The 25081-nt window shown below is 64.6% G+C and carries 24 protein-coding genes; 16 read left to right on the forward strand and 8 right to left on the reverse strand.

Annotated features, from left to right (window positions below; translation table 11 throughout):
* Positions 1–18 precede the first annotated feature (18 nt).
* Together AC0X69_RS18890 and AC0X69_RS18895 are read left to right on the forward strand one after the other, a co-directional pair.
* Positions 19–1572 (forward strand): DUF4118 domain-containing protein, encoded by a 1554-nt coding sequence (locus AC0X69_RS18890; RefSeq protein ID WP_482609752.1) that lies wholly within the window; start codon positions 19–21, stop codon positions 1570–1572.
* Positions 1572–2258: a response regulator gene (locus AC0X69_RS18895; RefSeq protein WP_482613447.1), complete on the forward strand. Its 687-nt coding sequence runs from the start codon at positions 1572–1574 to the stop codon at positions 2256–2258. Before AC0X69_RS18890 ends, AC0X69_RS18895 begins: the two co-directional genes overlap by 1 nt.
* A gap of 21 nt (positions 2259–2279) precedes the next feature.
* Here the strand turns inward: AC0X69_RS18895 and AC0X69_RS18900 are convergent, their stop codons facing one another.
* Complete coding sequence (locus AC0X69_RS18900) at positions 2280–3149, reverse strand: RNA methyltransferase (RefSeq protein WP_482609754.1); 870 nt, start codon at positions 3147–3149, stop codon at positions 2280–2282.
* A gap of 147 nt (positions 3150–3296) precedes the next feature.
* Here AC0X69_RS18900 and AC0X69_RS18905 point away from each other — a divergent pair, with 147 nt between their 5' ends.
* Complete coding sequence (locus AC0X69_RS18905; RefSeq protein ID WP_482609756.1) at positions 3297–4508, forward strand: NADP-dependent isocitrate dehydrogenase; 1212 nt, start codon at positions 3297–3299, stop codon at positions 4506–4508.
* Positions 4509–4589: 81 nt separating this feature from the next.
* Positions 4590–5006 carry an RNA polymerase-binding protein DksA gene (gene dksA / locus AC0X69_RS18910; protein ID WP_482609758.1) on the forward strand — a complete coding sequence of 139 codons (417 nt, stop codon included), beginning with the start codon at positions 4590–4592 and terminating at the stop codon, positions 5004–5006.
* A 63-nt stretch (positions 5007–5069) separates the two neighbouring features.
* Here dksA and AC0X69_RS18915 read toward each other — a convergent pair whose 3' ends face one another.
* On the reverse strand, positions 5070–5969 hold the full coding sequence (locus tag AC0X69_RS18915; protein WP_482609760.1) for a hypothetical protein: 900 nt from the start codon (positions 5967–5969) through the stop codon (positions 5070–5072).
* A 256-nt stretch (positions 5970–6225) separates the two neighbouring features.
* Between AC0X69_RS18915 and cckA the strand changes: the two genes are divergently transcribed.
* The gene (gene cckA, locus AC0X69_RS18920) at positions 6226–8745 is read left to right on the forward strand and encodes a cell cycle histidine kinase CckA (protein WP_482609762.1); all 2520 of its coding nucleotides are present in this window, start codon (positions 6226–6228) and stop codon (positions 8743–8745) included.
* A gap of 30 nt (positions 8746–8775) precedes the next feature.
* Here the strand turns inward: cckA and AC0X69_RS18925 are convergent, their stop codons facing one another.
* The gene (locus AC0X69_RS18925; protein ID WP_482609764.1) at positions 8776–9777 is read right to left on the reverse strand and encodes a DUF2865 domain-containing protein; all 1002 of its coding nucleotides are present in this window, start codon (positions 9775–9777) and stop codon (positions 8776–8778) included.
* 419 nt (positions 9778–10196) lie between these two features.
* On the opposite strand from AC0X69_RS18925, the gene AC0X69_RS18930 reads away from it, so the two are divergent.
* Positions 10197–10718 carry a CreA family protein gene (locus AC0X69_RS18930; protein ID WP_482613448.1) on the forward strand — a complete coding sequence of 174 codons (522 nt, stop codon included), beginning with the start codon at positions 10197–10199 and terminating at the stop codon, positions 10716–10718.
* A 1-nt stretch (position 10719) separates the two neighbouring features.
* Here AC0X69_RS18930 and AC0X69_RS18935 read toward each other — a convergent pair whose 3' ends face one another.
* Positions 10720–11052: a hypothetical protein gene (locus AC0X69_RS18935; protein WP_482609766.1), complete on the reverse strand. Its 333-nt coding sequence runs from the start codon at positions 11050–11052 to the stop codon at positions 10720–10722.
* A gap of 258 nt (positions 11053–11310) precedes the next feature.
* Here AC0X69_RS18935 and cysS point away from each other — a divergent pair, with 258 nt between their 5' ends.
* The 5 genes from cysS (at position 11311) to cimA (ending at position 15970) form a co-directional block, all read left to right on the forward strand.
* The gene (gene cysS, locus AC0X69_RS18940; RefSeq protein WP_482609768.1) at positions 11311–12900 is read left to right on the forward strand and encodes a cysteine--tRNA ligase; all 1590 of its coding nucleotides are present in this window, start codon (positions 11311–11313) and stop codon (positions 12898–12900) included.
* Between the two features lie 208 nt (positions 12901–13108).
* Positions 13109–13462, forward strand: a complete 354-nt coding sequence (locus tag AC0X69_RS18945; RefSeq protein ID WP_482609770.1) for an endonuclease domain-containing protein — start codon at positions 13109–13111, stop codon at positions 13460–13462.
* A 212-nt stretch (positions 13463–13674) separates the two neighbouring features.
* A complete protein-coding gene (locus AC0X69_RS18950) occupies positions 13675–13809 on the forward strand; it encodes a hypothetical protein (protein WP_482609771.1) in 135 nt (44 codons plus the stop codon).
* Complete coding sequence (locus AC0X69_RS18955) at positions 13809–14315, forward strand: GNAT family N-acetyltransferase (RefSeq protein WP_482609773.1); 507 nt, start codon at positions 13809–13811, stop codon at positions 14313–14315. The genes AC0X69_RS18950 and AC0X69_RS18955 overlap by 1 nt, the downstream gene beginning before the upstream one ends.
* Before the next feature lie 11 nt (positions 14316–14326).
* Positions 14327–15970 carry a citramalate synthase gene (cimA, locus tag AC0X69_RS18960; RefSeq protein WP_482613449.1) on the forward strand — a complete coding sequence of 548 codons (1644 nt, stop codon included), beginning with the start codon at positions 14327–14329 and terminating at the stop codon, positions 15968–15970.
* Positions 15971–16193: 223 nt separating this feature from the next.
* On the opposite strand, the gene AC0X69_RS18965 is transcribed toward cimA, so the two are convergent.
* Positions 16194–16790 (reverse strand): LOG family protein, encoded by a 597-nt coding sequence (locus tag AC0X69_RS18965; protein WP_482609775.1) that lies wholly within the window; start codon positions 16788–16790, stop codon positions 16194–16196.
* 140 nt (positions 16791–16930) lie between these two features.
* Here AC0X69_RS18965 and AC0X69_RS18970 point away from each other — a divergent pair, with 140 nt between their 5' ends.
* Together AC0X69_RS18970 and AC0X69_RS18975 are read left to right on the forward strand one after the other, a co-directional pair.
* Entirely contained in the window at positions 16931–18850 is a 1920-nt protein-coding gene (locus AC0X69_RS18970; RefSeq protein ID WP_482609777.1) for an ABCB family ABC transporter ATP-binding protein/permease, read from the forward strand.
* Positions 18851–19029: 179 nt separating this feature from the next.
* Positions 19030–19638: a hypothetical protein gene (locus tag AC0X69_RS18975; RefSeq protein WP_482609779.1), complete on the forward strand. Its 609-nt coding sequence runs from the start codon at positions 19030–19032 to the stop codon at positions 19636–19638.
* Here the strand turns inward: AC0X69_RS18975 and AC0X69_RS18980 are convergent.
* Positions 19615–19905: a hypothetical protein gene (locus AC0X69_RS18980; protein WP_482609781.1), complete on the reverse strand. Its 291-nt coding sequence runs from the start codon at positions 19903–19905 to the stop codon at positions 19615–19617. The genes AC0X69_RS18975 and AC0X69_RS18980 overlap by 24 nt on opposite strands.
* 55 nt (positions 19906–19960) lie before the next feature.
* On the reverse strand, positions 19961–20134 hold the full coding sequence (locus AC0X69_RS18985; protein ID WP_482609783.1) for a PIN domain-containing protein: 174 nt from the start codon (positions 20132–20134) through the stop codon (positions 19961–19963).
* Between the two features lie 104 nt (positions 20135–20238).
* On the opposite strand from AC0X69_RS18985, the gene uvrB reads away from it, so the two are divergent.
* From uvrB to AC0X69_RS19000, 3 genes are all read left to right on the forward strand, one after another.
* On the forward strand, positions 20239–22800 hold the full coding sequence (gene uvrB, locus AC0X69_RS18990) for an excinuclease ABC subunit UvrB (protein ID WP_482609785.1): 2562 nt from the start codon (positions 20239–20241) through the stop codon (positions 22798–22800).
* A 211-nt stretch (positions 22801–23011) separates the two neighbouring features.
* Entirely contained in the window at positions 23012–23230 is a 219-nt protein-coding gene (gene infA / locus AC0X69_RS18995; RefSeq protein WP_016920926.1) for a translation initiation factor IF-1, read from the forward strand.
* A 24-nt stretch (positions 23231–23254) separates the two neighbouring features.
* Entirely contained in the window at positions 23255–23893 is a 639-nt protein-coding gene (locus AC0X69_RS19000; protein WP_482609788.1) for a Maf-like protein, read from the forward strand.
* Between the two features lie 3 nt (positions 23894–23896).
* Here AC0X69_RS19000 and alr read toward each other — a convergent pair whose 3' ends face one another.
* Complete coding sequence (gene alr / locus AC0X69_RS19005) at positions 23897–25033, reverse strand: alanine racemase (protein ID WP_482609790.1); 1137 nt, start codon at positions 25031–25033, stop codon at positions 23897–23899.
* Positions 25034–25081 lie beyond the last annotated feature (48 nt).

Raw genomic sequence — 25081 nt, forward strand, 5'->3', positions numbered from 1 at the left:
CGGGCTCAGGTCCTGGGAATGAACGCTCACAGATCCACAGCGGCGCTCCCACACCGGACCGGCTGGCGCACGTCGCCGACGCCTGCCGGGCTTGCGGGAGCGACGGTCTTCGTCGCGGCGGCCACGCTGTTATGTCGAGCGCTGGCCGATTGGACGCCAAGCGCAAGCCTTCCGCTGGTTTTCCTTGTTCCCGTGCTCGTCAGCGCCATTCGCTACGGTTTCTGGACCGGACTGCTCGCAGCGGCGCTGGCTTTCGTCGGCTACAATTTCTTCTTCGTGGAGCCGCGGCACACGCTTTCGGTCGCGCGGCCCGAAGATGCGCTGGCTCTCGGCATTTTTCTGCTCGTCGCTGCGGTGACCGGCGTGCTTGCGGGGCGCATGCGCGAAGAAGCGGACGCCGCCCGCCATCGCGCCGACGTTCTCGAAATTCTCTCCGACTTCTCCGCCGATCTTTCGGGAGCGGGGAGCGGCGATGAAATCGAATCGCTGCTCCGACGCCATCTTGCGCGCGCGGCCGGCGGCGAGGTCGTCGTTCTAAAGCCTGACGGCGCCACGCTCGAGGGCGATCGACTAAGCGTCGCCGGCGGAACCGATCCGGCGCCTCCGGCCTTCGGCGAAGCTGATCTCCTCGCGGCGGATCGGGCGATGCGATATGGCAGCCCGCAGGCCGCCACGGCCGCAGGCTGGTCCGGCAGCAGATTTTCATTCCTCCCGTTCCGGCGCGGCGCAAAGATTGTCGCTGTCCATGGCGTGAATTTCGGCGAAGGAGCGTCGGCCGAAAGGCGCCAGGCGGTCGACGCCATGCTGCGACAGGCCGAACTTGCGATGGACCGTATGGCCTTCGCGCGCGAGGCTGCAGACGCTCGCGCCGCAGTTGAACAGGAGCGCATTCGCTCAGCGCTTCTTTCCTCGATCTCACATGATTTGCGCACCCCGCTCGCCACCATCCTCGGTTCGGTCACGAGCCTGCGTGAATTCGGGAATGAAATGCCAGCTGAATCGCGTAGCGATCTGCTGCAGGCGATCGAAGAGGAAACAGGACGTCTTTCGCGCTTCGTCGCCAATCTTTTGGCGATGACCCGGCTCGAAGCTGGCCTGAACATCAGAAGCGAATGGATCGACGCCGTGGACGTCGCCGCAGCAGCGGTCAGGCGCGCGCTGACTTCTTTTCCCGAGGCCTCGATTCTGTTCGATACAGGGACGGCCGCAGCCTTTGTCCATGCGGACCCAATCCTGCTCGAACAGGTCTTCTTCAATCTGATCGACAACGCGGTGAAGTTTTCACCCACGTGCCGACCTGTGCGCGTCGCCGTTTCGAAGAACGGCGAAGAGGTCGAGTTTGCAGTCCTCGACGAGGGAGGCGGCGTCGCAAGGGAAGATCTCGATCTGATCTTTGAGAAATTTTACCGCGGCGATGGCGCGCGGGTCGCCGGCGCGGGGCTTGGTCTCGCGATATGTCGCGGCGCAGTGACGGCGCTTGGTGGGACGATAAAGGCGGAGAGCCCCGTGATCGGAGATCATGGAACGCGCATGCGCGTCATTCTGCCAGCGGCCTCGGAGTTGGACGCGTGATCGAACGGCCGCTTGTTCTCATTGTCGACGACGAGCCGCAGATTCAGCGTTTCCTGCGCCATTCGCTGACTGCCGCGGGCTATGACGTGGAGCAGGCGGCGACCGGAAAGGACGCGCTGCGTCTCACAGAGCTGCGCGATCCGGCGCTCATTGTTCTGGATCTCGGTCTCCCCGACATGGATGGCAAGCTCGTGATCGGCGCCGTGCGCGAACGTTTCGAGACGCCGATCATCGTGCTCTCGGCGCGTGAACGCGAGACGGAGAAAGTCGCCGCGCTTGATCTCGGCGCAAATGACTATGTGGAGAAGCCCTTTGGCATAAGAGAATTGCTCGCCCGCATCCGCGCCTGTTTGCGCATGCGCGGAACCAACGCTGCGCCGGTCGAGCGGATTGCGCTTGGGCCGCTCGCGATCGATTTTCGAACGCGGCGCGTGACGGTCGCCGACGCGCCAATCAAATTGACGCCCAAAGAATTCGAGCTTCTGGCGCTTTTGGCGTCGCATCCTGGCCGGGTGATGACGCACCGGCAGATTTTAACGAAGGTATGGGGGCCGGCGCATGTCGAAGACACGCCCTATCTCAGGGTGTTCATCGGCCAGCTGCGCGCGAAGATCGAAGCGGATGCGGCGGCGCCGCAGCTGATTCTGACCGAGCCGGGCGTGGGATACCGGATGGGGGAGGACTGAGGACGCTGAGAACGTCGAGCCTTATCTGTTCCCCGCGCCAGGAGCTGTGGGCTCCGCCGTTTCATCCGGCGCAGCTTCGGTCGTCTTCCTCCGGCCCGCTTTCTTGGGCTCCCGGCGGGGCCCTTCAACGAGCCGAACGACGACGCCCCAGAGCGTGCGCACGTCCTGCTCCGTAAGCCCCATGCGATGAAACATGTTGCGCAGGTTGCGCGACATCACAGGCTTTTTCGTCAGCGGCCGAAAGAAGCCGCGCTTGTCGAGTTCGCCTTCGAGAAAATCGAAAAAGGCGAGCGTCATCTCCCGCGTCGCCGGCGGCGAGCGTTCCTCGATCTCGAAGGGAATGGCGTCGCCATGCGCGGCCCGAAACCACTCGTAGCCGGTGAGCAGCACCGCCTGCGCGAGATTGAGTGAGGCGTAGGCGGGGTTAACCGGAAAGGTGAGGATGGCGTCGGCGAGCCCGACGTCGTCATTGTCGAGGCCGGTGCGCTCGGGGCCAAACAGCACGCCATGCTTCTCGCCTTCCGCCATGCGCAACGACGTCGATGGCATCGCCTGCGCGGGCGTCAATACCGGCTTCATCTGGCCGCGACCGCGCGCCGTCGCGGCGTAGACGAAGGAGAGGTCTTCGATCGCCTCGCGCACGCTCGCGTAGAGCTTGGCGCTTTCGAGAAGATGCACGGCGCCCGCCGCCGCCGCATAGGCGCCTTTGCGATAGGCGCCGGTGCGGGGCCAGCCTTCACGGGGCGCGACGAGGCGCAGATCGGAGAGGCCGAAATTGGCCATGGCGCGCGCGCACATGCCGATGTTGACGGCGAGCTGAGGACGCACGAGCACGATTGCCGGGCCGCCCGAGAGAGCCGTCTTGCTGCGATCCGTTCCCGCCCCGACCAATTCGCCTCCTGCGCTAAAGCGGCGGCAAATTAGGGCGGAAAGGGCTCCGGGGGAAGGCCGCATCGGCGTTCGCCGGAAGGCCCCGGGATTGCTACCCAAACCCTCCAGTCGACGCTATAAGGCGCGCGGCAAAAGAGGAGCGGGCGCATGCGGAAGATCAAGGTTGCGAATCCTGTCGTCGAACTCGACGGCGACGAAATGACCCGCATCATCTGGGCCGCGATCAAGGAAAAGCTCATCCGGCCCTATCTCGACGTCGATCTCCTCTATTACGATCTCTCGATCCAGAATCGCGACGCCACCAACGATCAGGTGACGGTCGATGCGGCCTACGCCATCAAGGAGCATGGCGTCGGCGTGAAATGCGCGACCATCACGCCCGACGAGGCGCGGGTGAAGGAATTCAATCTCAAAGAGATGTGGAAATCGCCGAACGGCACCATCCGCAACATCCTCGGCGGCGTCATCTTCCGCGAACCGATCATCTGCAGAAACGTGCCGCGCCTGGTGCCGGGATGGACTCAGCCGATCATCGTCGGGCGCCACGCCTTTGGCGATCAGTATAAGGCGACAGACTTCAAAGTGCCCGGCAAGGGTCGTCTGACGATCAGGTTCGAAGGCGTCGACGGCGACGTCATCGAGAAGGAAGTCTTCCAGTTTCCGGGCTCGGGCGTCGCGCTGGCGATGTACAACCTCGACGAGTCGATCAGCGAGTTCGCCCGCGCGACCTTCAACTACGGGCTGACGCGCAAATATCCGGTCTATCTGTCGACTAAGAACACGATCCTCAAAGCCTATGACGGCCGGTTCAAGGATCTCTTTCAGCAGATTTACGACGCCGAATTCAAATCGCAGTTCCAGGCCCTTGGGCTGACGTATGAGCATCGTCTGATCGACGACATGGTCGCTTCCGCGCTCAAATGGTCAGGCGGCTACATCTGGGCGTGCAAGAATTACGACGGCGACGTCCAATCCGACACGGTTGCGCAGGGCTTCGGTTCGCTCGGACTGATGACGAGCGTGCTCATGACGCCCGACGGCAAGACCGTCGAGGCGGAAGCCGCTCACGGCACAGTTACGCGCCATTATCGCGAGCACCAGAAGGGCCATGAGACCTCGACCAACTCGATCGCCTCGATTTTCGCATGGACGCGCGCGCTCGCGCATCGCGGCAAGCTCGACGGCAACGACGAACTGACCCGCTTCGCCCGCACGCTCGAGGAAGTGTGCGTCGCCACCGTCGAGTCGGGCTTCATGACCAAGGATCTCGCCCTGCTCGTCGGGTGCAATCAGAGATGGCTGTCGACGACCGGCTTCCTGGACAAGATCGACGAAAATCTCCGTAGAGCTACGGAGTAAACGCGGCGCGAGTATTGATTGTAAGTGGCGCCGGTCACGTTTATATAGGCGTCGCCTATAGGCCAATTAAGGATTCGCGAGATGGCGGTGGATCTGGAAGAAACTTATAAGCCTTCCGAAGACGAACCCTTTATGTGCGATCGGCAGCGCGAATATTTCCGGCGTAAACTGCTGGCATGGAAGGAAGACATTCTGCACGAAAGTCGCGAAACGCTCGCAGCCTTGCAGAATGAAAATGAAAACCATCCTGATCTTGCAGATCGCGCCTCGTCCGAAACCGATCGCGCGATCGAGCTGCGCGCCCGAGACCGGCAGCGCAAGCTGATCGCCAAGATCGACGCGGCGCTGACGCGCCTCGAGGACGGCACTTACGGCTATTGCGAGGAGACGGGAGAGCCGATCTCGCTGAAGCGCCTCGACGCTCGTCCGATCGCGACATTGTCGATCGAGGCGCAGGAGCGTCATGAACGGCGCGAGAAGGTCTATCGGGACGACTGAACCGCGCAACCTTCGCCGAAAAACATAAGGGCGTCGCCAATGGCGACGCCCTTTCTTTATCCTCTATTCCTTTTCGCCGGGCCGGCCGAGCAGCCGCGCCATCTCCGCCTCGAGCGAATCAAGCGGATCGACGTCGGCCGGAGCCGCCGGTGGCGGCGGCGGGGGAGGCGGCGGAGCCGCCGGCCGGGGCGGCGGCGGAGGCGCAGGCGGCGGCGCGGCAGGTCTCGCGGCGGCCGGCGGAGGCGGCGGCGCTGCGGGTTTGGGAGCCGGCGGCGGCTCGGCCGGTCTTGCAGGCGGGGGAGCTGCTGGCGGGGGCGGAGGCGGCGGAGCTGCGGCCTCGGGCGGCGCTGGCTCCTTGGGGCGCGGCGATAGTCGCTGCTGGGCGCGGGCAAGGAAGGGCGGCGTCGGCGAGCGCGGCGGCGCGGGGCGCGGCGGCGGCGGGGCGGCCGGGCTCGAAATCCTTGGGCCAGCCGGCGGCGGCGGGGCCGCGGGCGGCGGCGCGGGCGGCGCTGCAGGCTTCGCTGGGGCCGGCGCGAATAGATCAGGCGGCAGGTTTACGGCGGCTGCGGCGATCGGCTTCGGCGGCGGCGCCTCCAGCTCTCTGGGCGGCGCCGAGGGACCCGCCGGCCAATTCGCGGCCGCCGGCGCCGGGGCGCGCTGCTCCTGCGGTCGGCCCATGACGGCTTCAGGTCGGCTGATCGCCTGCTCGACCAGGACGTCGTTGGGTCCCCCGATCAGAAGCAGATGTTCGGTATTGTCGCGCCGCACAATGACGAGCTGGCGCTCGCGGTCGAGGTCGAACACGTCGACGATGTCCAACCGGCGCGCGCGGTTGCGGCCTCCGGGCGAACGAATGCGGCGTCCGAATAACAGACGGAAAATATAAAGCACGAGCACCGCAGCGACGAGGAACGCGACGAGCGCTCCGAGCGCCGGCAGCAGTTGGGTGAATTTATCTGGCATGAACGGCTGGTCTCTCGTTCGAACGCGCGTGAACCTTGCCAAATTAACAGCATTCCTGACAAGCGCCGAAAAAAGGTTAATGAATGGTTAATGTTTGACGAATCAGCGTCCTATTCCGACTTGCGGCGTTGCTATTGTTGGCGTTCACGGCCATTGTTTTGAATGATTCTGTAAGCGTCGGCAGAGTAAACATCGACGCGCCGGCGTCAGCATGGCCGTCGCGCGATCGGCGATATATGGCGCGGGTGGTTAAGAAATGACCGACAGGACGGAAGCGTCGGCCTTTGAGCGCAGCGAAAAGCCCGCCAATCTGGGATTGACGCTCGCCCTCGTCATTGCGTTGATCGGGGCTGCCGCCGCCTATTACCTGACCCCTTCGGATCTTGCGCCCCGCTTCGCCATTCTGGCGCTGGCGGCTTTCGGCGTCGCCGGAATCTTGCTTTTCGTGGTCTACGCGGCCGGATTGATCCACTTCTCCGGCCGGGTCGTTGGCAATGACATGACGAAGCTCATCGCGGATACTTCCGCCGAAGGGCTGCTCGTCACCCGCGGCGACGCCCGCATCGTCTACGCCAACGAAGCCTATAGGGCGATGTGCGGCGCGAAAGAAGGTTCGGGGCTTCAGCTTGTCGAGCGGCTGTTCTCGGGACCGCCCGAAGTCTCGGAAGCGATCTACCGATTGGCGCAGGCGGCGCGCGCGGGCGTGTCCCATAGCGAAGATCTGCGCCTTTCGCCGCCGCTCACCGGACAGGGGGCGGTCGGCTGGTATCGCATTCGCGTTCGGCCGCTGCCCGCGGCGGGCGGACGGCTGTGCCTTTGGGCGGTCGCCGACGTGACCGCGGATCGACAGCGGCAGGAGAATGTCTTCCAGGAGCTCCAGCACGCGATCGACTTTCTGGATCACGCGCCGGCTGGTTTCTTCTCCGCGAGTCCCGACGGCGCCGTTTCCTACATGAATAAAACGCTCGCCGGCTGGCTGGGCTATGATCTCACGCAGGTCGGATCCGGCGGCGCGACGCTGTCGTCCATCGTCGCCCATAGCGGCGCGGCGCTGCTCGCCGCCATTTCTGGCGCGCCGGGCGACGTTCGCACCGAGCAGATCGATCTCGACCTGCGCCGCCGTGACGGCAAGTCGCTTCCCGTCAGGCTGCTGCACCAGGTCGCTTTCGGTCAGGACGGGGAAGCCGGCCCCTCGCGCACGCTGGTGCTCAACCGGTCGTCGGGCGAACAGCCTGAAGAGAATTTGCGCGCCGCCGAGGTGCGTTTCGCGCGCTTCTTCAATTCGACGCCGATGGCGATGGCGACGCTCGACGGCGAGGGCCGCGTGCTGACGTCGAACGCGGCCTTTGCCAAGCTGCTGCCGCAGGCGTTGAAGTCGGGCCAGGGCAAGGCCGCTGCGCCCTGGTCGGTGCTCGCGGGGCTCGGCGAACGCGACGGCGCCGCCTTGCGCAGCGCGATCGAAGACGCCCTCGAAGGCAAGGGCGAAGTGCGGCCGGTCAACGTCGTCTTCGAGGAAGACGGCGCGGCGTCGCGCTCGGCCCGATTCTTCGTTTCTTCCGCCGAGGACGCCGGCAAGAAGGGCGCGATGATCTACGCGCTCGACACGAGCGAACAACGCAAGCTGCAGGAAGAGTTCGCACAGTCGCAGAAGATGAACGCGGTCGGTCAGCTCGCCGGCGGCATCGCGCATGACTTCAACAATATGCTGACGGCGATCATCGGCTATTCGGATCTGCTGCTCTCGAGCCATCGGCCGACAGACCCAGCGTTCCGGGACATCCGCCAGATCAAGGAGACCGCCAATCGCGCGGCAGGCCTGACGCGGCAACTGCTCGCCTTCTCTCGGCGGCAGACGCTGCGCCCGCAGGTCCTGCAACTCGGCGACGCGCTCTCGGAGGTGCAGAATCTCCTGCGCCGCGTCGTTGGCGAAAAGAACGAACTCGAACTGCGTCTCGGCCGCGATCTCTGGTTCGTGAAGGCCGACATCACCCAGTTCGAACAGGTGATCATCAATCTCGTCGTCAATGCGCGCGACGCAATGCCGGAGACAGGCGGCCGCGTGCAGGTCCGCACGCGCAATGTCGCCGTCTCCGAATGCGCCGCCTTCGGTGAAGCGGCGCTGCCGCCGGCGGATTACGTGTTGGTCGAGGTCGAGGACACGGGCAGCGGCATTCCCGCCGATGTGAAGGAAAAGATTTTCGAGCCGTTCTTCACGACGAAGGAGGTCGGCAAAGGCACCGGTCTGGGACTTTCGACCGTTTTCGGCATCATCAAGCAATCTGGCGGCTTCATCTTCGTGGACAGCGAGATCGGCAGGGGAACGGTGTTCCGCATCTTCCTGCCGCGATATGTGCCGGAAGAAAAAGAAACGTCCGCGAAGTCGGATACGCCCAAGGCGGCGGCGGACTATACGGGGCAGGGCGTGGTTCTCCTGGTCGAAGACGAGGACGCCGTGCGTTCCATCGGCGCGCGCGCCTTGAGTTCGCGCGGTTTCACCGTGCTCGAAGCGGCGACCGGCATGGAGGCGCTCGAGGTCGTCGATCGGGTCGACGGCAAGATCGACCTCATCGTCTCCGATGTGGTGATGCCGGAGATGGACGGGCCGGCGATGTTCGCTGAGTTGCGCAAGCGCGGCGTCACGGCGAAGGTCATCTTCGTCTCCGGCTACGCCGAAGAGGCCTTCGCCAAGAATCTTCCCGAGGGCGACTTCGGCTTCCTCGCCAAGCCGTTCTCGATCAAACAGCTGATCGAGACCGTGAAGGCGCATATGCCTTGACTCGGTTGAGACCGAGCCGACGGGCGACGATCACAACGCCGGCGCGACGACCCGCACACGGCGCTTGATTCCGTCCGGGCCGACGACTTCGCGATAGGTCTCGGGCGTCGTCGCCGCCGCGCCTTCCTGCGGGCTGGGTTGCGGCTGCGCCGCCGCATCGGGGGCTGCCGTCTCAGGCGCCTGCGCCGGTCCTTTTCCCTTCCGGCCCCGCGAGGCGCCGGGCGGCAGCGGACGCGACAATTGCTCCGCCTGTTCGGCGGTGACGACCTGATCCTTCGCGTGGCGCTCGGCGATGAGCCGTTCGGCTTCGGCGAGCGCCTCCGCCCATGACTGGCCGGGCGGCTTGCAGCCGCAGGCCGGATCGTAGGTCTTCTCGAATTTATGCGCGTTGGGGTGGTCCGAATACGCCTCGCCGTCGATCGAAAGCGCGGAGCTGAGCACCTTCGACTGCGACGCCGTATAGAGTTTCACCTCGGCGTTCGGACAAAGCGCCCGGCACATTGTCGCAAGATCGTCCAGATTGGAGCTGCGCGCCGAGTAGCTGAGCGGGAAAAAGCCGCCGTCGCATTGGCGCACGCAGATCGCCATTGGCCCGCCGCGCGGCTTGCCGTCCGAAAGCTCCTCCTGATCGGGGTCCGGTCCAGGAACTTCGCGCATTCCGGGGCTCTCGTCGGCGCCGACGCCGAACAGCTCCTCGAAGAAATTGCGCGGCCGCCCCAAGCGCGCTTGCGCCGCCTGGGGATTGCGGCATTCCGCCTCATAGCGGGCGGCGAGCGCCTGGCGCTGGCCGCCATCGTCCGCGACCGCGCGATCATAGGAGGCGATGGCGCCCGAGAGCTGATTGAGCTGCGCATTGATCGGTCCGCACTGGGGCGGCGGGGGCTCGCCGAAGAACAGGAACTGGCCGCGATCGCAGCCGAGCGCGCGCGCCCGCGCGGCGACGCGGGCGTATTCGCCGCGCTGCTTGGCGGCGGCCGCCTGGTACCGGCCCGCGCTGCTGCCGGCGCTGGCGCGGGCGATCTGCGCGCGCAACTCCGTGCAGTAGGGACTTTCGCCTGCGGCGGGCGAGACGGCGAAGAAGCCGAACGCGACGCCGGCGACGGCCGCCAGTATCGCCCGCTTCGAGGCGCCCTTCGTGGAAAAGAGGTCTATGGTCGCGGCCTCATTGTAGTTTTGGCTTTCACACGCCCCTTCAGGAGCCGGCGCGGTCGCATGGCGCCGACGTTTGGCGCGCGACGCTAGCGGCGAATCGCGTCATTTTCACCAATCCACGCCGCGGAGCAAACGTCGTTCGATTAATCGCGCGCATCGTGTCCGCAACAAGGCGCCGACAGCGGGTGCCCCATCCCTTGGCCCCGCCGAACTTTTTTGCTCCGCCCAGGGTCGAAACCCTTCCCTTGGCGCGTTACTTCGCCCATATCGGCGGCGGCGTCGCCAAGGAGGTTGCCGACATGAAGCTTTCCAGACTGCTGGCTCTGATTCCGACGGTTTTCACACTTTCTCTTGGCGCGGCGCCGGCTCTCGCGCAGAGCGGGCCAGATCTCATCTTCCGCAGGTCAGTTGATTTCAAACTCCTCACCCCCAACGACAAGCTCGCCACCTATGCGATCGACGATCCGATGATCGACGGCGTCGCCTGTTATTATACGGCGCATGAAAAGGGCGGCGTCGCGGGCATGTTCGGCGTCGCCGAGCAGACGTCGGAGGTTTCGCTCGCCTGCCGGCAGTACGGCCCGATCAAATTCAAGGAGAAGTTCAGCCAGGGCGACACGACGTTCAGCGAGCGTCGCTCCTTGCTGTTCAAGCGGATGCACATCGTGCGCGGCTGCGACGCCAAGCGCAATGTGCTCGTCTACATGGTCTATTCGGACAAGCTCGTTGAAGGCTCGCCGGAAAGCTCCACCTCGACCATCGCCATCCAGCCCTGGGGCGGCCAGAACGAAGTTCCGCAGTGCGGAGAGTTCCTGCGCTGAGCTAATCGAGGCAGGCGACGACCGCCGCGTCGGGCCCGATCGAGGCGTCCGGCGCCTTCGCCTCGATTGAGCCGGTCACATCATCGGCGCGGCCAAACGCCCTGGCCGCGCCGTGGCCATGCGCCGCGCACCAGGAATCGGCGACGATCTTGCCGCATTCGGCCTTGTGCGTGAGGCATTCCGTCAGGCCGTAGCCCTCCTGATCGGAAATGACATAAGCGGCGCCCGCGCCGGCCTCGGCCTGCGCCGCGCCTCCGTAGCCAGCGCACATCAGCGCTCCCGCAAGCAGCTGCGCAAAAACGCGACGCCCCGCCGGCGCCTTGAATTTCAACATCACGGAAAGCCCCACGCGACCCCGACAACCCGTCGCCAGAGGTAGCGCAGAGCGGTAAAACGCCCGTTAAGCCGCGCGAAGTTTCGGGGCTCGCGCTTGACGGGGCGGCGCGCTTGGGCGCATGGTCGCCGCCATGACGCTTCGGCTCACCATTTGTCGCGAGACCATTATCAGCTAGCGATCACGCTGGCCGGTGCCGTCACGTCTTTCCAAACGACATGAAGCGACGCCCCGGCCGCCGGCCTTGCGGGGAAATTCATGTCGACGCCTGCGCTGAAAATCTACAATACGCTGACGCGGAAGAAGGAGGAGTTCCGTCCCCTCGATCCCGCGAATGTGCGGATGTATGTCTGCGGGCCGACGGTCTACGACTACGCGCATATCGGCAACGCCCGGCCGCTCATCGTCTTCGACGTGCTGTTTCGACTGCTGCGCCATCTCTATGGCGCCGAGCACGTGACGTATGTTCGCAACATCACCGACGTCGACGACAAGATCAACGCGCGCGCCGCCGAGCGCGGGATTTCCATTCGGGAACTGACGGAAGAAACCAACAGGGTCTTCCAGGCGGACGTGAAGGCGCTCGGCTGTCTCGAACCGACCATGCAGCCGCGCGCCACTGAGCACATCGTGCAGATGATCGCGATCATCGAGCGGCTGATTGCGTCAGGCCACGCCTATGCGGCCGACGGCCATGTGCTCTTCGACGTGCCCTCGATGCCGAACTACGGACGGCTGTCGCGGCGCTCGCTCGATGAAATGATCGCCGGCGCGCGCGTCGACGTCGCGCCCTATAAGCGCGGCGACATGGATTTCGTGCTGTGGAAGCCCTCAAAGGAAAACGAACCCGGCTGGGACAGCCCATGGGGCAGGGGACGTCCCGGCTGGCATATCGAATGTTCGGCGATGTCCTGGGCGCATCTGGGCGAAACCTTCGACATTCATGGCGGCGGCATCGACCTCGTCTTTCCGCATCACGAGAATGAGATCGCGCAAAGCTGCTGCGCCTTCGATCGCGAGGTGATGGCGAATTACTGGATGCATAATGGCTTCCTGCAGGTCGAGGGCGAGAAGATGTCCAAGAGCCTGGGGAATTTCGTCACGATTCATGAGCTGCTGCACACGGAGAAATTCGGCGGACGTTCGTGGTCAGGCGAAGTGCTGCGGCTTGCAATGTTAAAAACGCATTACCGCCAGCCGATAGACTTTACTGTCAAGGCTCTCGATGAGGCGGAAGTCGATTTAAGGTCCTGGGGTGCCGCGATGTACAACGCCGGCGCTCTCGGCCGACCGCTTAATGAACCCGCCCGAGTTGCCCCAGAAGTTCTTATTCCGCTGTTGGACGATTTGAATACGTCAGATGCCGTGACGGCATTGCACGCGCTGGCGAAACAGGCGTCGCAAGGCAATGAAAACGCCAAAAATTCATTGATGGAATCTTGTGAATGGCTCGGCATCATTCGGCGTGAATTATATCAGGTTCATAATAAATTCCACGTTGGGGGTGCCGGAATGGCGTCCCCCCGTGCGAAGCGACTGCTGGATGAATTGCAGACCGCCATTGCCAATAGGAATAACGATCGACAGCTTATAATGAAGCAAGCGCTCGGCCGAGAGCATGTGCATGTTAAGGACGATCGACATGGGACCAGGTACGGGGCGTTAGATTATGAGGTGGACTCGAATGAGTTTTCAAGACGAGCCGAGTTTCTCATCGCCGCTCGCCTTGCCGCCCGCGCTTCAAAGAACTGGGCCGAGTCTGATCGCATTCGCGATGAGCTCGCCGCGATGGGCATCGCGCTCAAGGACAATAAGGACGGCACGACGACTTGGGAGGTGAAGCGGTGAGTTTTGCGCTTGTCGTTCCCCCCACCCGGCGCGCTACGCGCGCCACCCTCCCCGCGAGGGGGAGGGATAGGAACGGCGTAACTCTGCGCAACGATCAATCGCTCGTGCAGTCTGTGGCGCATGAAGTTACGCGTTATGCTGATGCAGCCCCATCCCTCCCCTTGGCGGGGAGGGTGGTTCGCGAAGCGAACCGGGTGGGGTGACGGACATGGCCAACCCTCGCGCGCGCGAATTGCGCAAGAACATGACGCCGCAGGAAGTCAAACTCTGGTCGCAGTTGCGCAAGCTGCGTCCGCAGGGTTTTCACTTTCGTCGCCAGGTTCCGCTCGAGGGCTATGTGCTCGATTTCGTTTGTTACAAATATCGGCTGATTGTCGAAGCCGATGGCTCCCAGCACGGCGAGACGGAAGGACTTCGCCGAGACGCCAGACGCGACTCTGTTTTTCAAGCGAACGGCTTCCGCGTGCTACGCTTCTGGAATAGCGAGATCGACGCCGATCTGATCGGCGTCGTGGAGACGATCATCGCCCGGGCGAAAGAATACATGGCGGAGGCGTCGTGAGGAGCGAGGGCGTTTCCCCCACCCGGCGCGCTTCGCGCGCCACCCTCCCCGCAAGGGGGAGGGATAGGAACGGCGCGAGCCGGCGTATCGATCAATCGCTTATGCACTCGTCGTCTTCGAGTTTTTGCGTTTTGCGTATGCAGTCCCGTCCCTCGGCGGGGAGGGTGGTTCGCGAAGCGAACCGGGTGGGGTGAACAGAAGGGAATATCCTGATGTCCAACGATGACTGGAAGAAGTCGCTTCCCTTCAAGCGCCACTGGGCGCTCTATCTCGCGTTCAAGCTGCTCGTGCTCGCGCTCGCGGCCTTCATCGCCTGGCATCTGCTGCGCGCCTTCGAGGTCGTCTGATGGCGCGCAGCGCGCAAACGCCCGGGTTGCGGCCGTTTCTGCCGGCGGACGCCGCGACGCTCGCGGCGCTCTTTCGCGAGAGCGTCGACGAACTCGCCGCCGATGATTACGACGAGGCGCAGCGCGAGGCCTGGGCGTCCAAGGCCGACGACGAAGAAGCTTTCGGCGCGCTGCTCGCGGGCGAGCTGACGATCGTCGCGCTCGTCGACGGCGATATCGCCGGTTTCGCGTCGCTGAAGGACAACAATCATTTCGATATGCTGTATGTGCGGCCGGAGATGGCGCGACGCGGCGTCGGCTCGGCGCTTGCCGACGCGATCGAGAAGCTCGCCGCCGGCCGCGGAACCAAGACGCTGACCGTCGACGCTTCCGACGCGGCGCGCGACTTTTTCGCTGCGCGGGGCTATGTGGCCAAGACGCGCAACACGATCGAGATCGGCGGCCAGTGGCTCGGCAATACGACGATGACCAAGGAGCTGGCGGCGCCCGCCGGGAGTGCGCATTGATGGCCAAGGAAATGGCGAAGGAAAAGCTGACGCTTTACGACACGACGCTGCGCGACGGCGCGCAGACGACCGGCGTCGACTTCTCGCTCGACGACAAACGTCAGATCGCCGCCATGCTGGACGAGCTCGGCATAGATTACATCGAAGGCGGCTATCCAGGCGCTAATCCGCTCGACACGGAGTTTTTCGCCCAGCGTCCGAAACTGAACGCGCGCTTCGCCGCCTTCGGCATGACGCGCCGGCAGGGCCGCTCGGTCGAGAATGACCCCGGCGTCGCGGCGCTGCTCGACAGCGCCGCCGACGTCGTCACTTTCGTCGCCAAGAGCTGGGACTTTCAGGTTCGCGTCGCCTTACGTTCGACGGAAGAGGACAATCTCGAAGGCGTTACGCAATCCGTAAGAGCTGCGGTCGCTCGCGGCAAGGAAGTCGCCGTCGACTGCGAACACTTCTTCGACGGCTTCAAGGCGAACCCCGATTATGCGCTGGCCTGCGCCAGGGCCGCCTGTGACGAGGGCGCGCGATGGATCGTGCTGTGCGACACCAATGGCGGCACGCTGCCGCACGAGGTCGAGCGCATCGTCGCCGATGTCGTCAGGCACATTCCCGGCGAACGCGTCGGCGTGCATTGTCATGACGACACCGGTCAGGCGGTGGCGAACTCGCTCGCCGCCGTGCGGGCCGGCGCGCGCCAGATTCAGGGCACGCTCAACGGCCTCGGCGAGCGCTGCGGCAACGCCAATCTCACGACGATCATCCCGACGTTACTGCTCAAGAGCGAGTTCGCGGAGCGGTTCGAAATCGGCGTGACGCAAGAGAAGCTGACGCATCTCACACGCGTGAGCCACGCGCTCGATGAGCTTCTCAACCGCGCGCCCAACCGCCACGCGCCCTATGTCGGCGCCAGCGCCTTTGCGACCAAGGCGGGCATCCACGCCTCGGCCGTGCTGACCGATCCGCGCACCTACGAACACGTCGCGCCGGAAACGGTCGGCAACATGCGACGCGTGCTCGTGTCCGATCAGGCGGGGCGCTCCAACATCCTGTCCGAGCTCGCGCGGCTCGGCGTCGTCCTCGACAAGGACGATCCCCGCCTTGGGCGTCTTCTCGACGAGGTGAAGGATAAGGAGGCGCAGGGCTACGCCTATGAAGGCGCCGACGCGTCATTCTTTCTCTTGGCCAAACGCGTGCTCGGCGAAGCGCCGCATTTCTTCGACATCGAGCGCTACAGCGTCGCCGTCGATCGCCGCTTTTCGATTAACGGCGGCTTCGAGGACCAAGGCGCCGAGGCCATCGTCAAGATCAATGTCCATGGCGAAAGCCGGATTTCCGCCGCCGAAGGCAATGGTCCGGTCAACGCGCTCGATCTCGCGCTGCGGAAGGATCTCGGCGCCTATCAGCGCTTCATCGAGGATGTGCGGCTCGTCGACTATCGCGTTCGCGTGTTTCAGGGCGGCACCGATGCGGTCACGCGCGTTCTCGTCGAATGTGCCGACGCCGAGGGCGAGCGCTGGTCGACGGTCGGCGTTTCGGCCAATGTCATCGACGCGTCCTTCGAGGCGCTCGTCGACGCCATCAATTACAAGCTGCTGATCTCCGTCGAGCGCGAAACGACTCAGTCGAGATACCTCAAAGATCCTCTTTGGGAAGTATCTTAATGAGAACAGGCGCCTCATTTCCGTCCGAATTTCTCGCGGGTCATTCCCGACGCGCGCAAAGCGCGATCGGGAATCCAGAGCAAAATCGGCGCTTCTGGATCGGCTCTGGATTCCCGGTCAGGCTTCCGGCTTGCCGGGAATGACAGGCCCACCGAATAGGTGAAATTCGTTTTATAGAGTCGCTCTTGATCGCGGTCCCGCTTCGCTCGCCTTCGCGTCCAAATCAAAGCCGCTCCGTCACCGCCGTCTCGCTGATGTCCGGCGAATGGCGGATCGCCGCGAAGATCATCGGCAGGATGTCTTCGACCCGCTCGGCCACGAGATAGCGGACGTCGTCGCGTTCGCCGATGAACTCCTGATTGCGCATATGCGCGAAGAGCGACAGCAGCGGCCGCCAGAAGCCGGCGATGTCGGCGATCACGAGCGGCTTGGTGTGACGGCCGAGCTGGATCCAGGTCAGCTGCTCGGTCAATTCCTCCAGAGTGCCGACGCCGCCGGGCAGCGCGATGAAGGCGTCCGAGCGTTCGAACATCAGCCGTTTGCGCGTGTGCATGTCGTCGACGACGATAAGCTCGGTCGCGCCGATGAAAGGAATTTCTCTTCGGTCCAGGAATTCGGGGATGACGCCCGTAACGACGCCGCCCGCGGCGAGCGTGGCCTTCGCCAGAACCCCCATAAGACCGATGGCGCCGCCGCCATAAACGAGCCCGATGCCAGCTCGTGCGAGCGCCGCGCCCAGCGCCCGCGCGGCCGCCGTGTGGCGCGGATCGGAGCCGACCGAGGAGCCGCAATACACGCAGACATTTCTAATTTCTCTCATCTTCATTCTCTTGCAGCGTTCTCTTGCAGCATTCTCCTGCAGCGCTCTCGCCTGACCGGCGCGGGGTGCGTATTCCCTCTAAACGTCATATATGACGCAAAACGCCGCGCGAGCGGACCCATCCGTCCATTTGGAGTCTCATGCTTAGACCTGACGAAGGCGAATCGAGCGATCCCGACGCGCTCGATGAGGACGAGGCTGCGCTTCAGCCCACGGCCGCTCCGCAGCTGTCAGAATCGTCTCTTTTCAAGACGATACGACATTTGTGGCCCTATATCTGGCCGCGCGGGCGCCGCGATCTGGAGATCCGGGTCGCGGTGGTCTTCGCGCTGCTCGTCGTCAGTAAGCTCTTCAACGCCGCGACGCCCTACGCGTTGAAATGGGCGACGGACGCGCTCGCGGAGGGCGGCGCCGGCGCGTGGGCGAAAGCGGGGGCGGCCGCGGTCTATTTCACGCTGCTGATGGGCGCCATGCGCGTCACCACGGTCGTGCTGATGCAGATGCGCGACGGCGTCTTCGCGGCCGTGGCGATGCATGCCGTGCGGCGACTGGCGACGGACCTTTTCGTGCATATGCACGAGCTGTCGCTGCGCTTTCACATCGGCAGAAAGACCGGCGGGCTCACACGCGTTCTCGAGCGCGGCCGCAACGGCATCGAGACGCTGTCGCGTCTCATCATGTCGACCGGCGCGCCGACCGTGCTGGAAATGGGGCTGGTCCTCGGCATTTTCCTCTTCCAGTTCGACTGGCGCTATGGGGCGGTTCTGCTGGCGACGCTCGGCGCATATTTTTTCTACACGACCCTCGCCACGAACTGGCGGATCGCCATTCGGCGCAGGATGAACGACAGCGACACCGACGCCAATCAGAAGGCGATCGACAGCCTGTTGAATTATGAGACCGTCAAATATTTCGGCGCGGAGCGGCGGGAGGCCGAGCGTTACGACAGATCGATGATCCGCTACGAGCAGGCGAGCACGCAGTCGTACGTCTCGCTTGCGGTGCTCAACGCCGGCCAGACGGTGATTTATATCATCGGGCTCACCGCCATGATGGTGATGTGCGTCTATGGCATCGAGTCCGGCCGCAACACGGTCGGCGATTTCGTCCTGATCAACCTGATGATGGGGCAGCTGGCGCAGCCGCTGAATTTCATGGGCACCTTCTATCGCGAGGTGCGGCAGGCGATCATCGACATCGAGACGATGTTCTCGATCCTGGCGCAAAGCCCCGAGATTTTGGACAAGCCCGGCGCGCAGCCGCTCGTCGTGCGCGAGGGACGAATCGTTTTCGACAACGTCTCGTTCCACTACGAGCCGAACCGGCCCATCCTCAAGGGCGTTAGCTTTGAAGCCGAGCCTGGTCAAACGGTCGCGATCGTCGGGCCGTCGGGGGCAGGGAAGTCGACGATCTCGCGGCTGATGTATCGCTTTTACGAGCCGCAAGGCGGGCGCATCACGATCGACGGGCAAAACATTCTGGACGTGACGCAGGAAAGCCTGCGCGCGGCGATCGGCATGGTGCCGCAGGACACGGTGCTGTTCAACGATTCGATCGGCTACAACATCCGCTACGGACGCTGGGACGCGAGCGACGAGGCGGTGCGCGAGGCGGCGCGGCTGGCGCAGATCGACCGGTTCATCGAGAGCGTGCCCGACGCCTATGAGGCGCAGGTCGGCGAGCGCGGCCTCAAGCTCTCGGGCGGCGAGAAGCAGCGGGTTGCGATCGCGCGGACGATTCTAAAAGGCCCGCCGATCCTCATTCTCGACGAGGCGACGTCGGCGCTGGACAGCTTCACTGAACATGAGATTCAGGAGGCGCTCCGGCGCGTCGCGAAAGGCCGCACCACGCTGGTCATCGCGCATCGGCTGTCGACGATCGTCGACGCCGACGAAATCCTGTTCCTCGATCACGGCCGCATCACTGAGCGCGGCACGCATAAGGAGCTGCTGGCGCTCGGCGGCCATTACGCCGGCATGTGGAACCGTCAGCGCGAGGCGGCGGAGGCGCGCGCCAAACTGCTGGAGGCGGAGCGCGAGGAATTGGAGCAGGCGGAGTAGGAGCGCGCCTCGGTGGCGAATTCTCGCCGCTCTTTGGCAAATTCCGTTGTTTGCCGGATCTTGGGTTGCCGGCACCTTTCTGATCCTTGAGCGTGCGTCGGCGCGGCGGCCGTGCATCGCTCTTCGCGGCAAGTCGGCGGCGGCCAGCCGAACGTCTTGCGCATTGCCCGGAGGGTCCGATGAAGGGGAGACTCCTGCTCGCCGCGCTGGTCGCCTGCGCATCGGCCAGCTCTGCGAAAGCTCAGATCAAAGCGGAACATCCGCGTTACTGCGTGATGAGCGTCGGCCCGACGCAAATGATGTTCAGCGCGTTTCAAGAAAACCAGACAGACGAGATATTTTGCCGGCATGTGCCGACGCTCGGACTGACGATGATCATCTTGGACGCGCGGCAGGTCGAACTTCGCGACATGAACATCGAGATTCGCGTGCTGCGCAATGTCGGACAGGCGGACTGGCGCGATGATCTCGACGCCAATACGATCGTCGCCTTGCCGCCGAAGAAATACCTCGCGGACAAGGGCACCGCGAGCTTCACGCATAATTTCAGCAAAGACGGAAATTATATCGCGCTCGTCAGGGCGACGAGCGACGACGGCGCCAAGGAATATATCGGGCAATATGATTTTTCGGTGGGCGACACGGCTGAATGGTACGCCGCCTTCGGCCTGGCGTCGCTTGTCAGCGCCGGCTGCGCGCTGGCGATGTGGCGGCGCAAGCGCGTCGCGGCGTCGCCGCGGTTCGCCCCCGACAAGCCGTCGCCGTCAGCGCTTCGTCAGTCGTCTTAGATTGCCGTTGACCCGCTTCGTGTAGACGGCGAGGGCGCGCTCGGCGGCGTGGTGCGGCCGCCCTGTCGCGACGCTCATCGCAGCCTCGACGCTGGCTTCCGCGGCGGCCTCGATCTTTTCGCTGACCATCAGTTCGCTTTCGCGTTTGCCATGCGCGCCGCCGGTGGCGATCTTCAGCAGCCGCAGTCCGATCACCTGATTGGCGGCGAAGCTCATTTTGAACGCGTCAGAGAAAAGCTTGTTCATCTTCGATCGACTTCTACGCATGGCGCCCTCCTGTCAACCGAAATAGCGCGGCCGTGGCAATGTCCAGCCCGGGAGGCTACGCCATTGCCGATCGCAGCCCGAGGCGCTCGACGAATGGGTCGAAGTCCCTGTCGCTGTAGAGCAGCGTCAAGTCGCTTTCGATGCAGCGCGTGGCGATGATCGTGTTTGATTTGCCCCCTCCCCAGCCCTCCCCCGCTTCGCGGGAGAGGGAGCAGGTCCGGCGTTTCATCGGATTTCGCTAACGCCGATTGTTAGCGTTCCCTCTCCCGCGAAGCGGGGGAGGGACAGGGAGGGCCGCTTCCATCCCGCGCGCGTCTCCCCCATATTGCCGCCATGGCCTCTCCCCCCAAAAAGCCCAGAGATCCCGCGCGGCCGACGCGCGCCAAGGCGGCGAAGCCCGAGGTCGCGCCGCTCGCGCCGCATCTCGCGCAGCTGCTCAACCCCGCGCTCGCGCCGGGGTTCGGCGAGGCGCCGCAGGCCGCCTATGACGCCTCCTCGGTCCACGGCCTCGACGAGGAGGACATCGAGGAATACGGGCTCGGAGAGGGCTTTCACGCCGGCGGCGGAGTCGAAGCCACCGCCGAGAGCCTGGCGCAGCTGCTGCGGCTTGGCGACCCGAACCTTCGCGACCGCAAGCCCTGGACGCCGCATCGGCCCGAGCGGCCGGAAAAATCCGAAGGCGGCGTCAGATTCGAACTCGTCTCCGACTACACGCCCAAGGGCGATCAGCCCGCGGCGATCGACGAGCTGGTGAAAGGCGTCGCCGCGCAGGAGCGCGACCAGGTGCTGCTCGGCGTCACCGGCTCGGGCAAGACCTTCACCATGGCCAGCGTGATCGAACGCGTGCAGCGACCGGCGCTCATTCTCGCGCCCAACAAGACGCTCGCCGCGCAGCTGTACGGCGAGTTCAAAAGCTTCTTTCCCAATAACGCCGTCGAATATTTCGTCTCCTACTACGACTACTATCAGCCTGAGGCCTATGTGCCGCGCTCGGACACCTACATCGAGAAAGAATCCTCGGTGAACGAGCAGATCGATCGCATGCGCCACGCCGCGACGCGCGCCCTTCTCGAACGCGATGACGTCATCATCGTCGCGTCGGTCTCCTGCATCTACGGCATCGGCTCGGTCGAAACCTACACGGCGATGACCTTCTCGGTCACGCTCGGCGAGAAGCTCGAGCAGCGACAGCTCGTCACGGATCTCGTCGCGCTGCATTACCGCCGCACCGGCGCCGACTTCACCCGAGGCACCTTCCGCGTGCGGGGCGACACCGTCGACATCTTCCCGGCCCATTATGAGGACCGCGCTTGGCGCATCAGCTTCTTTGGCGACGAGGTCGAGTCGATCTCCGAATTCGATCCTCTGACCGGCAAAAAGACGGTCGATCTCGAATTCGTGAAGGTCTACGCAAATTCGCACTACGTGACGCCGCGGCCGACCCTGCTGCAGTCGGTCAAGGCGATCAAGGAGGAGTTGCGAACGCGGCTCGAGGAGCTGCACCGCGCGGGGCGCCTGCTCGAGGCGCAGCGGCTGGAGCAGCGCACCCGCTTCGATCTTGAGATGATGGAGGCGACGGGCTCCTGCGCCGGCGTCGAGAATTATTCACGCTATCTCACCGGCCGTAGGCCCGGCGAGCCGCCGCCGACGCTGTTCGAATATCTCCCGGACAATGCGCTGGTCTTCGCCGACGAGAGTCATGTGTCGATCCCCCAGATCGGCGCCATGTATAAGGGCGACTTCCGCCGCAAGGCGACGCTCGCGGAATATGGCTTCCGTCTGCCGTCCTGCATGGACAATCGTCCGCTGCGTTTCGAGGAATGGGACGCGATGCGGCCGCAGACCGTTTCAGTCTCGGCGACGCCGGGAAGCTGGGAGCTCAATCAGACGGGCGGCGTCTTCGTCGAACAGGTCATCCGCCCGACGGGATTGATCGATCCGCAGGTCGAGGTGCGGCCGGCCCGCGCGCAGGTCGACGATCTTCTCGACGAAGCGCGCGACACGGCGCAGATCGGCTATCGCTCGCTCGTCACGGTGCTCACGAAGCGCATGGCGGAAGATCTGACCGAATATCTGCATGAGAACGGCGTGCGCGTGCGTTACATGCACTCCGACATCGACACGATCGAGCGCATCGAGATCATCCGGGATCTGCGGCTCGGCGCCTTCGACGTGCTCGTCGGCATCAATCTGCTGCGCGAGGGTCTGGACATCCCCGAATGCGGCCTCGTCGCGATCCTGGACGCCGACAAGGAGGGCTTTCTGCGTTCGGAAACCTCGCTCGTGCAGACGATCGGCCGCGCCGCGCGCAACGTAGACGGCCGCGTGATTCTCTACGCGGATCAGATCACCGGCTCGATGAAGCGGGCGATGGACGAGACCAACCGCCGCCGCGCCAAGCAAGAGGCCTATAATCGCGAGAACAACATCACGCCGGCGTCAATCAAGCGCGGCATCGCCGATATTCTCGGCTCCGTCGCCGAACAGGATCATGTGACGGTCGACACGGGCTATGACATCGCGCCCGGCCACAATCTCGCGGCGACGATCGCCGATCTCGAAAAGCGCATGAGGGAGGCGGCGGCCGATCTCGCCTTCGAGGAGGCGGCGCGGCTGCGCGACGAGATTCAGCGTCTGCAGCGCGCCGAGTTGCTCGGGGAGGCGAGCCCGATGCTGCGCATCTCCCTGGCGCGTCAGGCGCGGTCAGGAGCGCCGCGCCGCGAGGGCGATGCGATCGGCACCCGCGCGCGAAAGCCTACCGACGCTGACATGGGGCCGCACAATTTCGGCGGTGGGGAAGCGCGGCCCGTCGGCCGCATGGCGCCCCCGCGCCCCGTCGGGCGCTCGTCGGGCGGCAAGCCGGGAACGCGCACGGTGAAGGGCAAGCCGAAGTGACGTCGCCCTAGCGGGCGGGAGGATGCGGCTTGTGCTTCCTCCCGCGCGGGTGAAGGAATCGCGGGTAAATCCCCGGTTCACAAATCGTGCGTTCTCGATTAGGGTCCGCGCCAAGTCCGCTCCCCGGCCGGGGAGCGGGTTTTTCGCTTTTTTCGCGCTATCTGAGCCGCGCGGCCAACGTTGCGGCGGAAAGCGCCTTACAAGGAACCACATGGCCAAGGAAGAACTGCTCGAATTTCCCGGCATCGTCACCGAACTGCTGCCGAGCGCGATGTTTCGCGTCAAGCTCGAAAACGATCACGAAATCATCGCCCACACCGCCGGCAAGATGCGCAAGAACCGCATCCGCGTGCTGGAGGGCGACAAGGTCCTCGTCGAAATGACGCCTTATGATTTGACCAAAGGCCGTATAACATATCGCTTCCGGTAATTTCCTTCTGGCGGAGCGACATTCTTGACAGCCAATCCTCCACTCGCCCGTCCCAAGCTCATTCTCGCCTCTGCTTCGCCCCGCCGCCTGGCGCTGTTGCAGCAGGCAGGGCTCGACGCCGACGCGCTGCTGCCCGCCGACATCGATGAGACGCCGCATCGCGGGGAATCGCCGCGCGCCTACGCCACGCGGATCGCCAGCGAGAAGGCGGCCGCCGCCGCCAAGCTGCGCGCCGCTCGGCCCGAGCTGAAAGATTCTTTCCTCATCGCCGCAGACACGGTCGTCGCCGTCGGACGCCGCATCCTGCCAAAGGTCGAGACCCGGGAGGAGGCGGAGGAATGCCTGCAGCTCCTGTCCGGACGCCAGCACCGCGTCTATTCGGGGGTGAGCCTGATCACGCCGCGCGGCCATGAGCGCCGGCGTCTGGTCGAGGCGCGGCTGCGCTTCAAGCGGCTCGGCTCGACCGAGATCGAAGCCTATCTTTCCACCGGCGAGTGGCGCGGCAAGGCCGGCGCCTACGCCATTCAGGGACGCGCTGGCGCGTTTCTGGTGAAGATCGTCGGGTCGTATACGGCGGTGGTCGGCCTGCCGCTTTATGAGACCGTGTCGCTGCTCGCGGGCGAGGGATATCCCGTGCTCGCGCCCTGGTTCGCGATGGCCTGAGGGTTAAGTCCCCACGTAACGCCGAGAGAATCGGGCGCCGAGCCGCGTGAGGATTTCGTAGCCGATGGTGCCGGCGCGCGACGCGGCGTCCTCGATGCAGATCGCGTCGCCCAGCAGTTCGACCCATTCGCCGCGCCGCGCGGCGTCTTGCGGCGCATCCGAGACATCGAGAACGATGTAGTCCATCGACACGCGGCCGATGAACGGGCAGCGCACGCCCCCGACGAGCGCTTCGCCCGCAGGCTTTCCTGAGCAGCCCGTGGCGCCGACCGGCACGCCGTCCGCGTAGCCGACGCCGACGGTCGCGATGCGGGTGCGGCGCGGCGCGGTCCAAAGCGCGTCGTAGCCGACGCAGTCGCCGGGCTCGATTTCACGTATCGACAGGATGCGGGCCTTCAGACGCGCGACAGGGCGCACCGGGCATTCGGCGTAAGGCGTCGGGTTGCCGCCGAACAGCGCGTAGCCGGGCCGAACGATATCGAAATGCGGGCGCTGCGGCAGGAAAACGGCCGAAGAATTGGCCATGGACGCCGGAATATCGGCGAAGCGGGCGCGAGCGTCGAGAAACGCTTCGATCTGCCGGGCGTTGCCGGGCGCGTCCGGCATTTGCGAACTGACGAAATGACTCATCACCAGGGTCGGCGTGAGATGGCGCGCGCGCTCGGCAGCCTGCGCCGCCTCGCAGATCGGAACGCCGAATCGATTCATCCCCGTGTCGAAATGAATCGCGGCTCGGGGTTTGCGCCCCGTCGCCGCCCACTCGTCAATCTCGCCGAGCGAGCCCAGCGCGGGAATGAGATCGGCGGCGACGAGACGCGGCGCCGCGCCGGGGACGAGGCCGTCCAGCACATAGATCGTCGCGCCGGGCGCGACCGCCCGCGCCGCTTCGCCTTCGACGACATTGGCGACGAAAAACGTGCGGCAGCCTGCCGAGAGCAGCGCGCGGATGGCGGGCGCGAGCCCCAGCCCATAGGCGTCGGCCTTCACCACCGCGCCGCATTCCGCGCCGCCGGCGAGCCGCGCCATCGTCCGCCAATTGTCGGCGAGGGCGGAGAGGTCGACGGTGAGCACGCCGGTTTCCGCCGGATCCGAGGGCTCGGTCCGGGGCCGCAAGCGCGCAGCGGGTTCGATGATTCCCATCTCGCCGCCATTTTAGGCCGCAAAAGGCGGCGTCTAGATGGCGAGCCG

The sequence above is a fragment of the Methylocystis sp. Uni0008 genome (assembly GCF_056838045.1).

What these genes read in the sequence shown, in the direction of transcription:
- AC0X69_RS18955 (WP_482609773.1), top strand. Translation starts at nt 13,809, where the DNA reads ATGGCGCGCAGCGCGCAAACGCCCGGGTTGCGGCCGTTTCTGCCGGCG.
- AC0X69_RS18975 (WP_482609779.1), top strand. Translation starts at nt 19,030, where the DNA reads ATGAAGGGGAGACTCCTGCTCGCCGCGCTGGTCGCCTGCGCATCGGCC.
- alr (WP_482609790.1), bottom strand. Translation starts at nt 25,033, where the DNA reads ATGGGAATCATCGAACCCGCTGCGCGCTTGCGGCCCCGGACCGAGCCC.
- infA (WP_016920926.1), top strand. Translation starts at nt 23,012, where the DNA reads ATGGCCAAGGAAGAACTGCTCGAATTTCCCGGCATCGTCACCGAACTG.
- AC0X69_RS18980 (WP_482609781.1), bottom strand. Translation starts at nt 19,905, where the DNA reads ATGCGTAGAAGTCGATCGAAGATGAACAAGCTTTTCTCTGACGCGTTC.
- AC0X69_RS18965 (WP_482609775.1), bottom strand. Translation starts at nt 16,790, where the DNA reads ATGAGAGAAATTAGAAATGTCTGCGTGTATTGCGGCTCCTCGGTCGGC.
- AC0X69_RS18935 (WP_482609766.1), bottom strand. Translation starts at nt 11,052, where the DNA reads ATGTTGAAATTCAAGGCGCCGGCGGGGCGTCGCGTTTTTGCGCAGCTG.
- AC0X69_RS18915 (WP_482609760.1), bottom strand. Translation starts at nt 5,969, where the DNA reads ATGCCAGATAAATTCACCCAACTGCTGCCGGCGCTCGGAGCGCTCGTC.
- AC0X69_RS18970 (WP_482609777.1), top strand. Translation starts at nt 16,931, where the DNA reads ATGCTTAGACCTGACGAAGGCGAATCGAGCGATCCCGACGCGCTCGAT.
- cckA (WP_482609762.1), top strand. Translation starts at nt 6,226, where the DNA reads ATGACCGACAGGACGGAAGCGTCGGCCTTTGAGCGCAGCGAAAAGCCC.
- uvrB (WP_482609785.1), top strand. Translation starts at nt 20,239, where the DNA reads ATGGCCTCTCCCCCCAAAAAGCCCAGAGATCCCGCGCGGCCGACGCGC.
- AC0X69_RS18985 (WP_482609783.1), bottom strand. Translation starts at nt 20,134, where the DNA reads ATGAAACGCCGGACCTGCTCCCTCTCCCGCGAAGCGGGGGAGGGCTGG.
- AC0X69_RS18905 (WP_482609756.1), top strand. Translation starts at nt 3,297, where the DNA reads ATGCGGAAGATCAAGGTTGCGAATCCTGTCGTCGAACTCGACGGCGAC.
- cimA (WP_482613449.1), top strand. Translation starts at nt 14,327, where the DNA reads ATGGCGAAGGAAAAGCTGACGCTTTACGACACGACGCTGCGCGACGGC.
- dksA (WP_482609758.1), top strand. Translation starts at nt 4,590, where the DNA reads ATGGCGGTGGATCTGGAAGAAACTTATAAGCCTTCCGAAGACGAACCC.
- AC0X69_RS18930 (WP_482613448.1), top strand. Translation starts at nt 10,197, where the DNA reads ATGAAGCTTTCCAGACTGCTGGCTCTGATTCCGACGGTTTTCACACTT.
- AC0X69_RS18890 (WP_482609752.1), top strand. Translation starts at nt 19, where the DNA reads ATGAACGCTCACAGATCCACAGCGGCGCTCCCACACCGGACCGGCTGG.
- AC0X69_RS18945 (WP_482609770.1), top strand. Translation starts at nt 13,109, where the DNA reads ATGGCCAACCCTCGCGCGCGCGAATTGCGCAAGAACATGACGCCGCAG.
- cysS (WP_482609768.1), top strand. Translation starts at nt 11,311, where the DNA reads ATGTCGACGCCTGCGCTGAAAATCTACAATACGCTGACGCGGAAGAAG.
- AC0X69_RS18950 (WP_482609771.1), top strand. Translation starts at nt 13,675, where the DNA reads ATGTCCAACGATGACTGGAAGAAGTCGCTTCCCTTCAAGCGCCACTGG.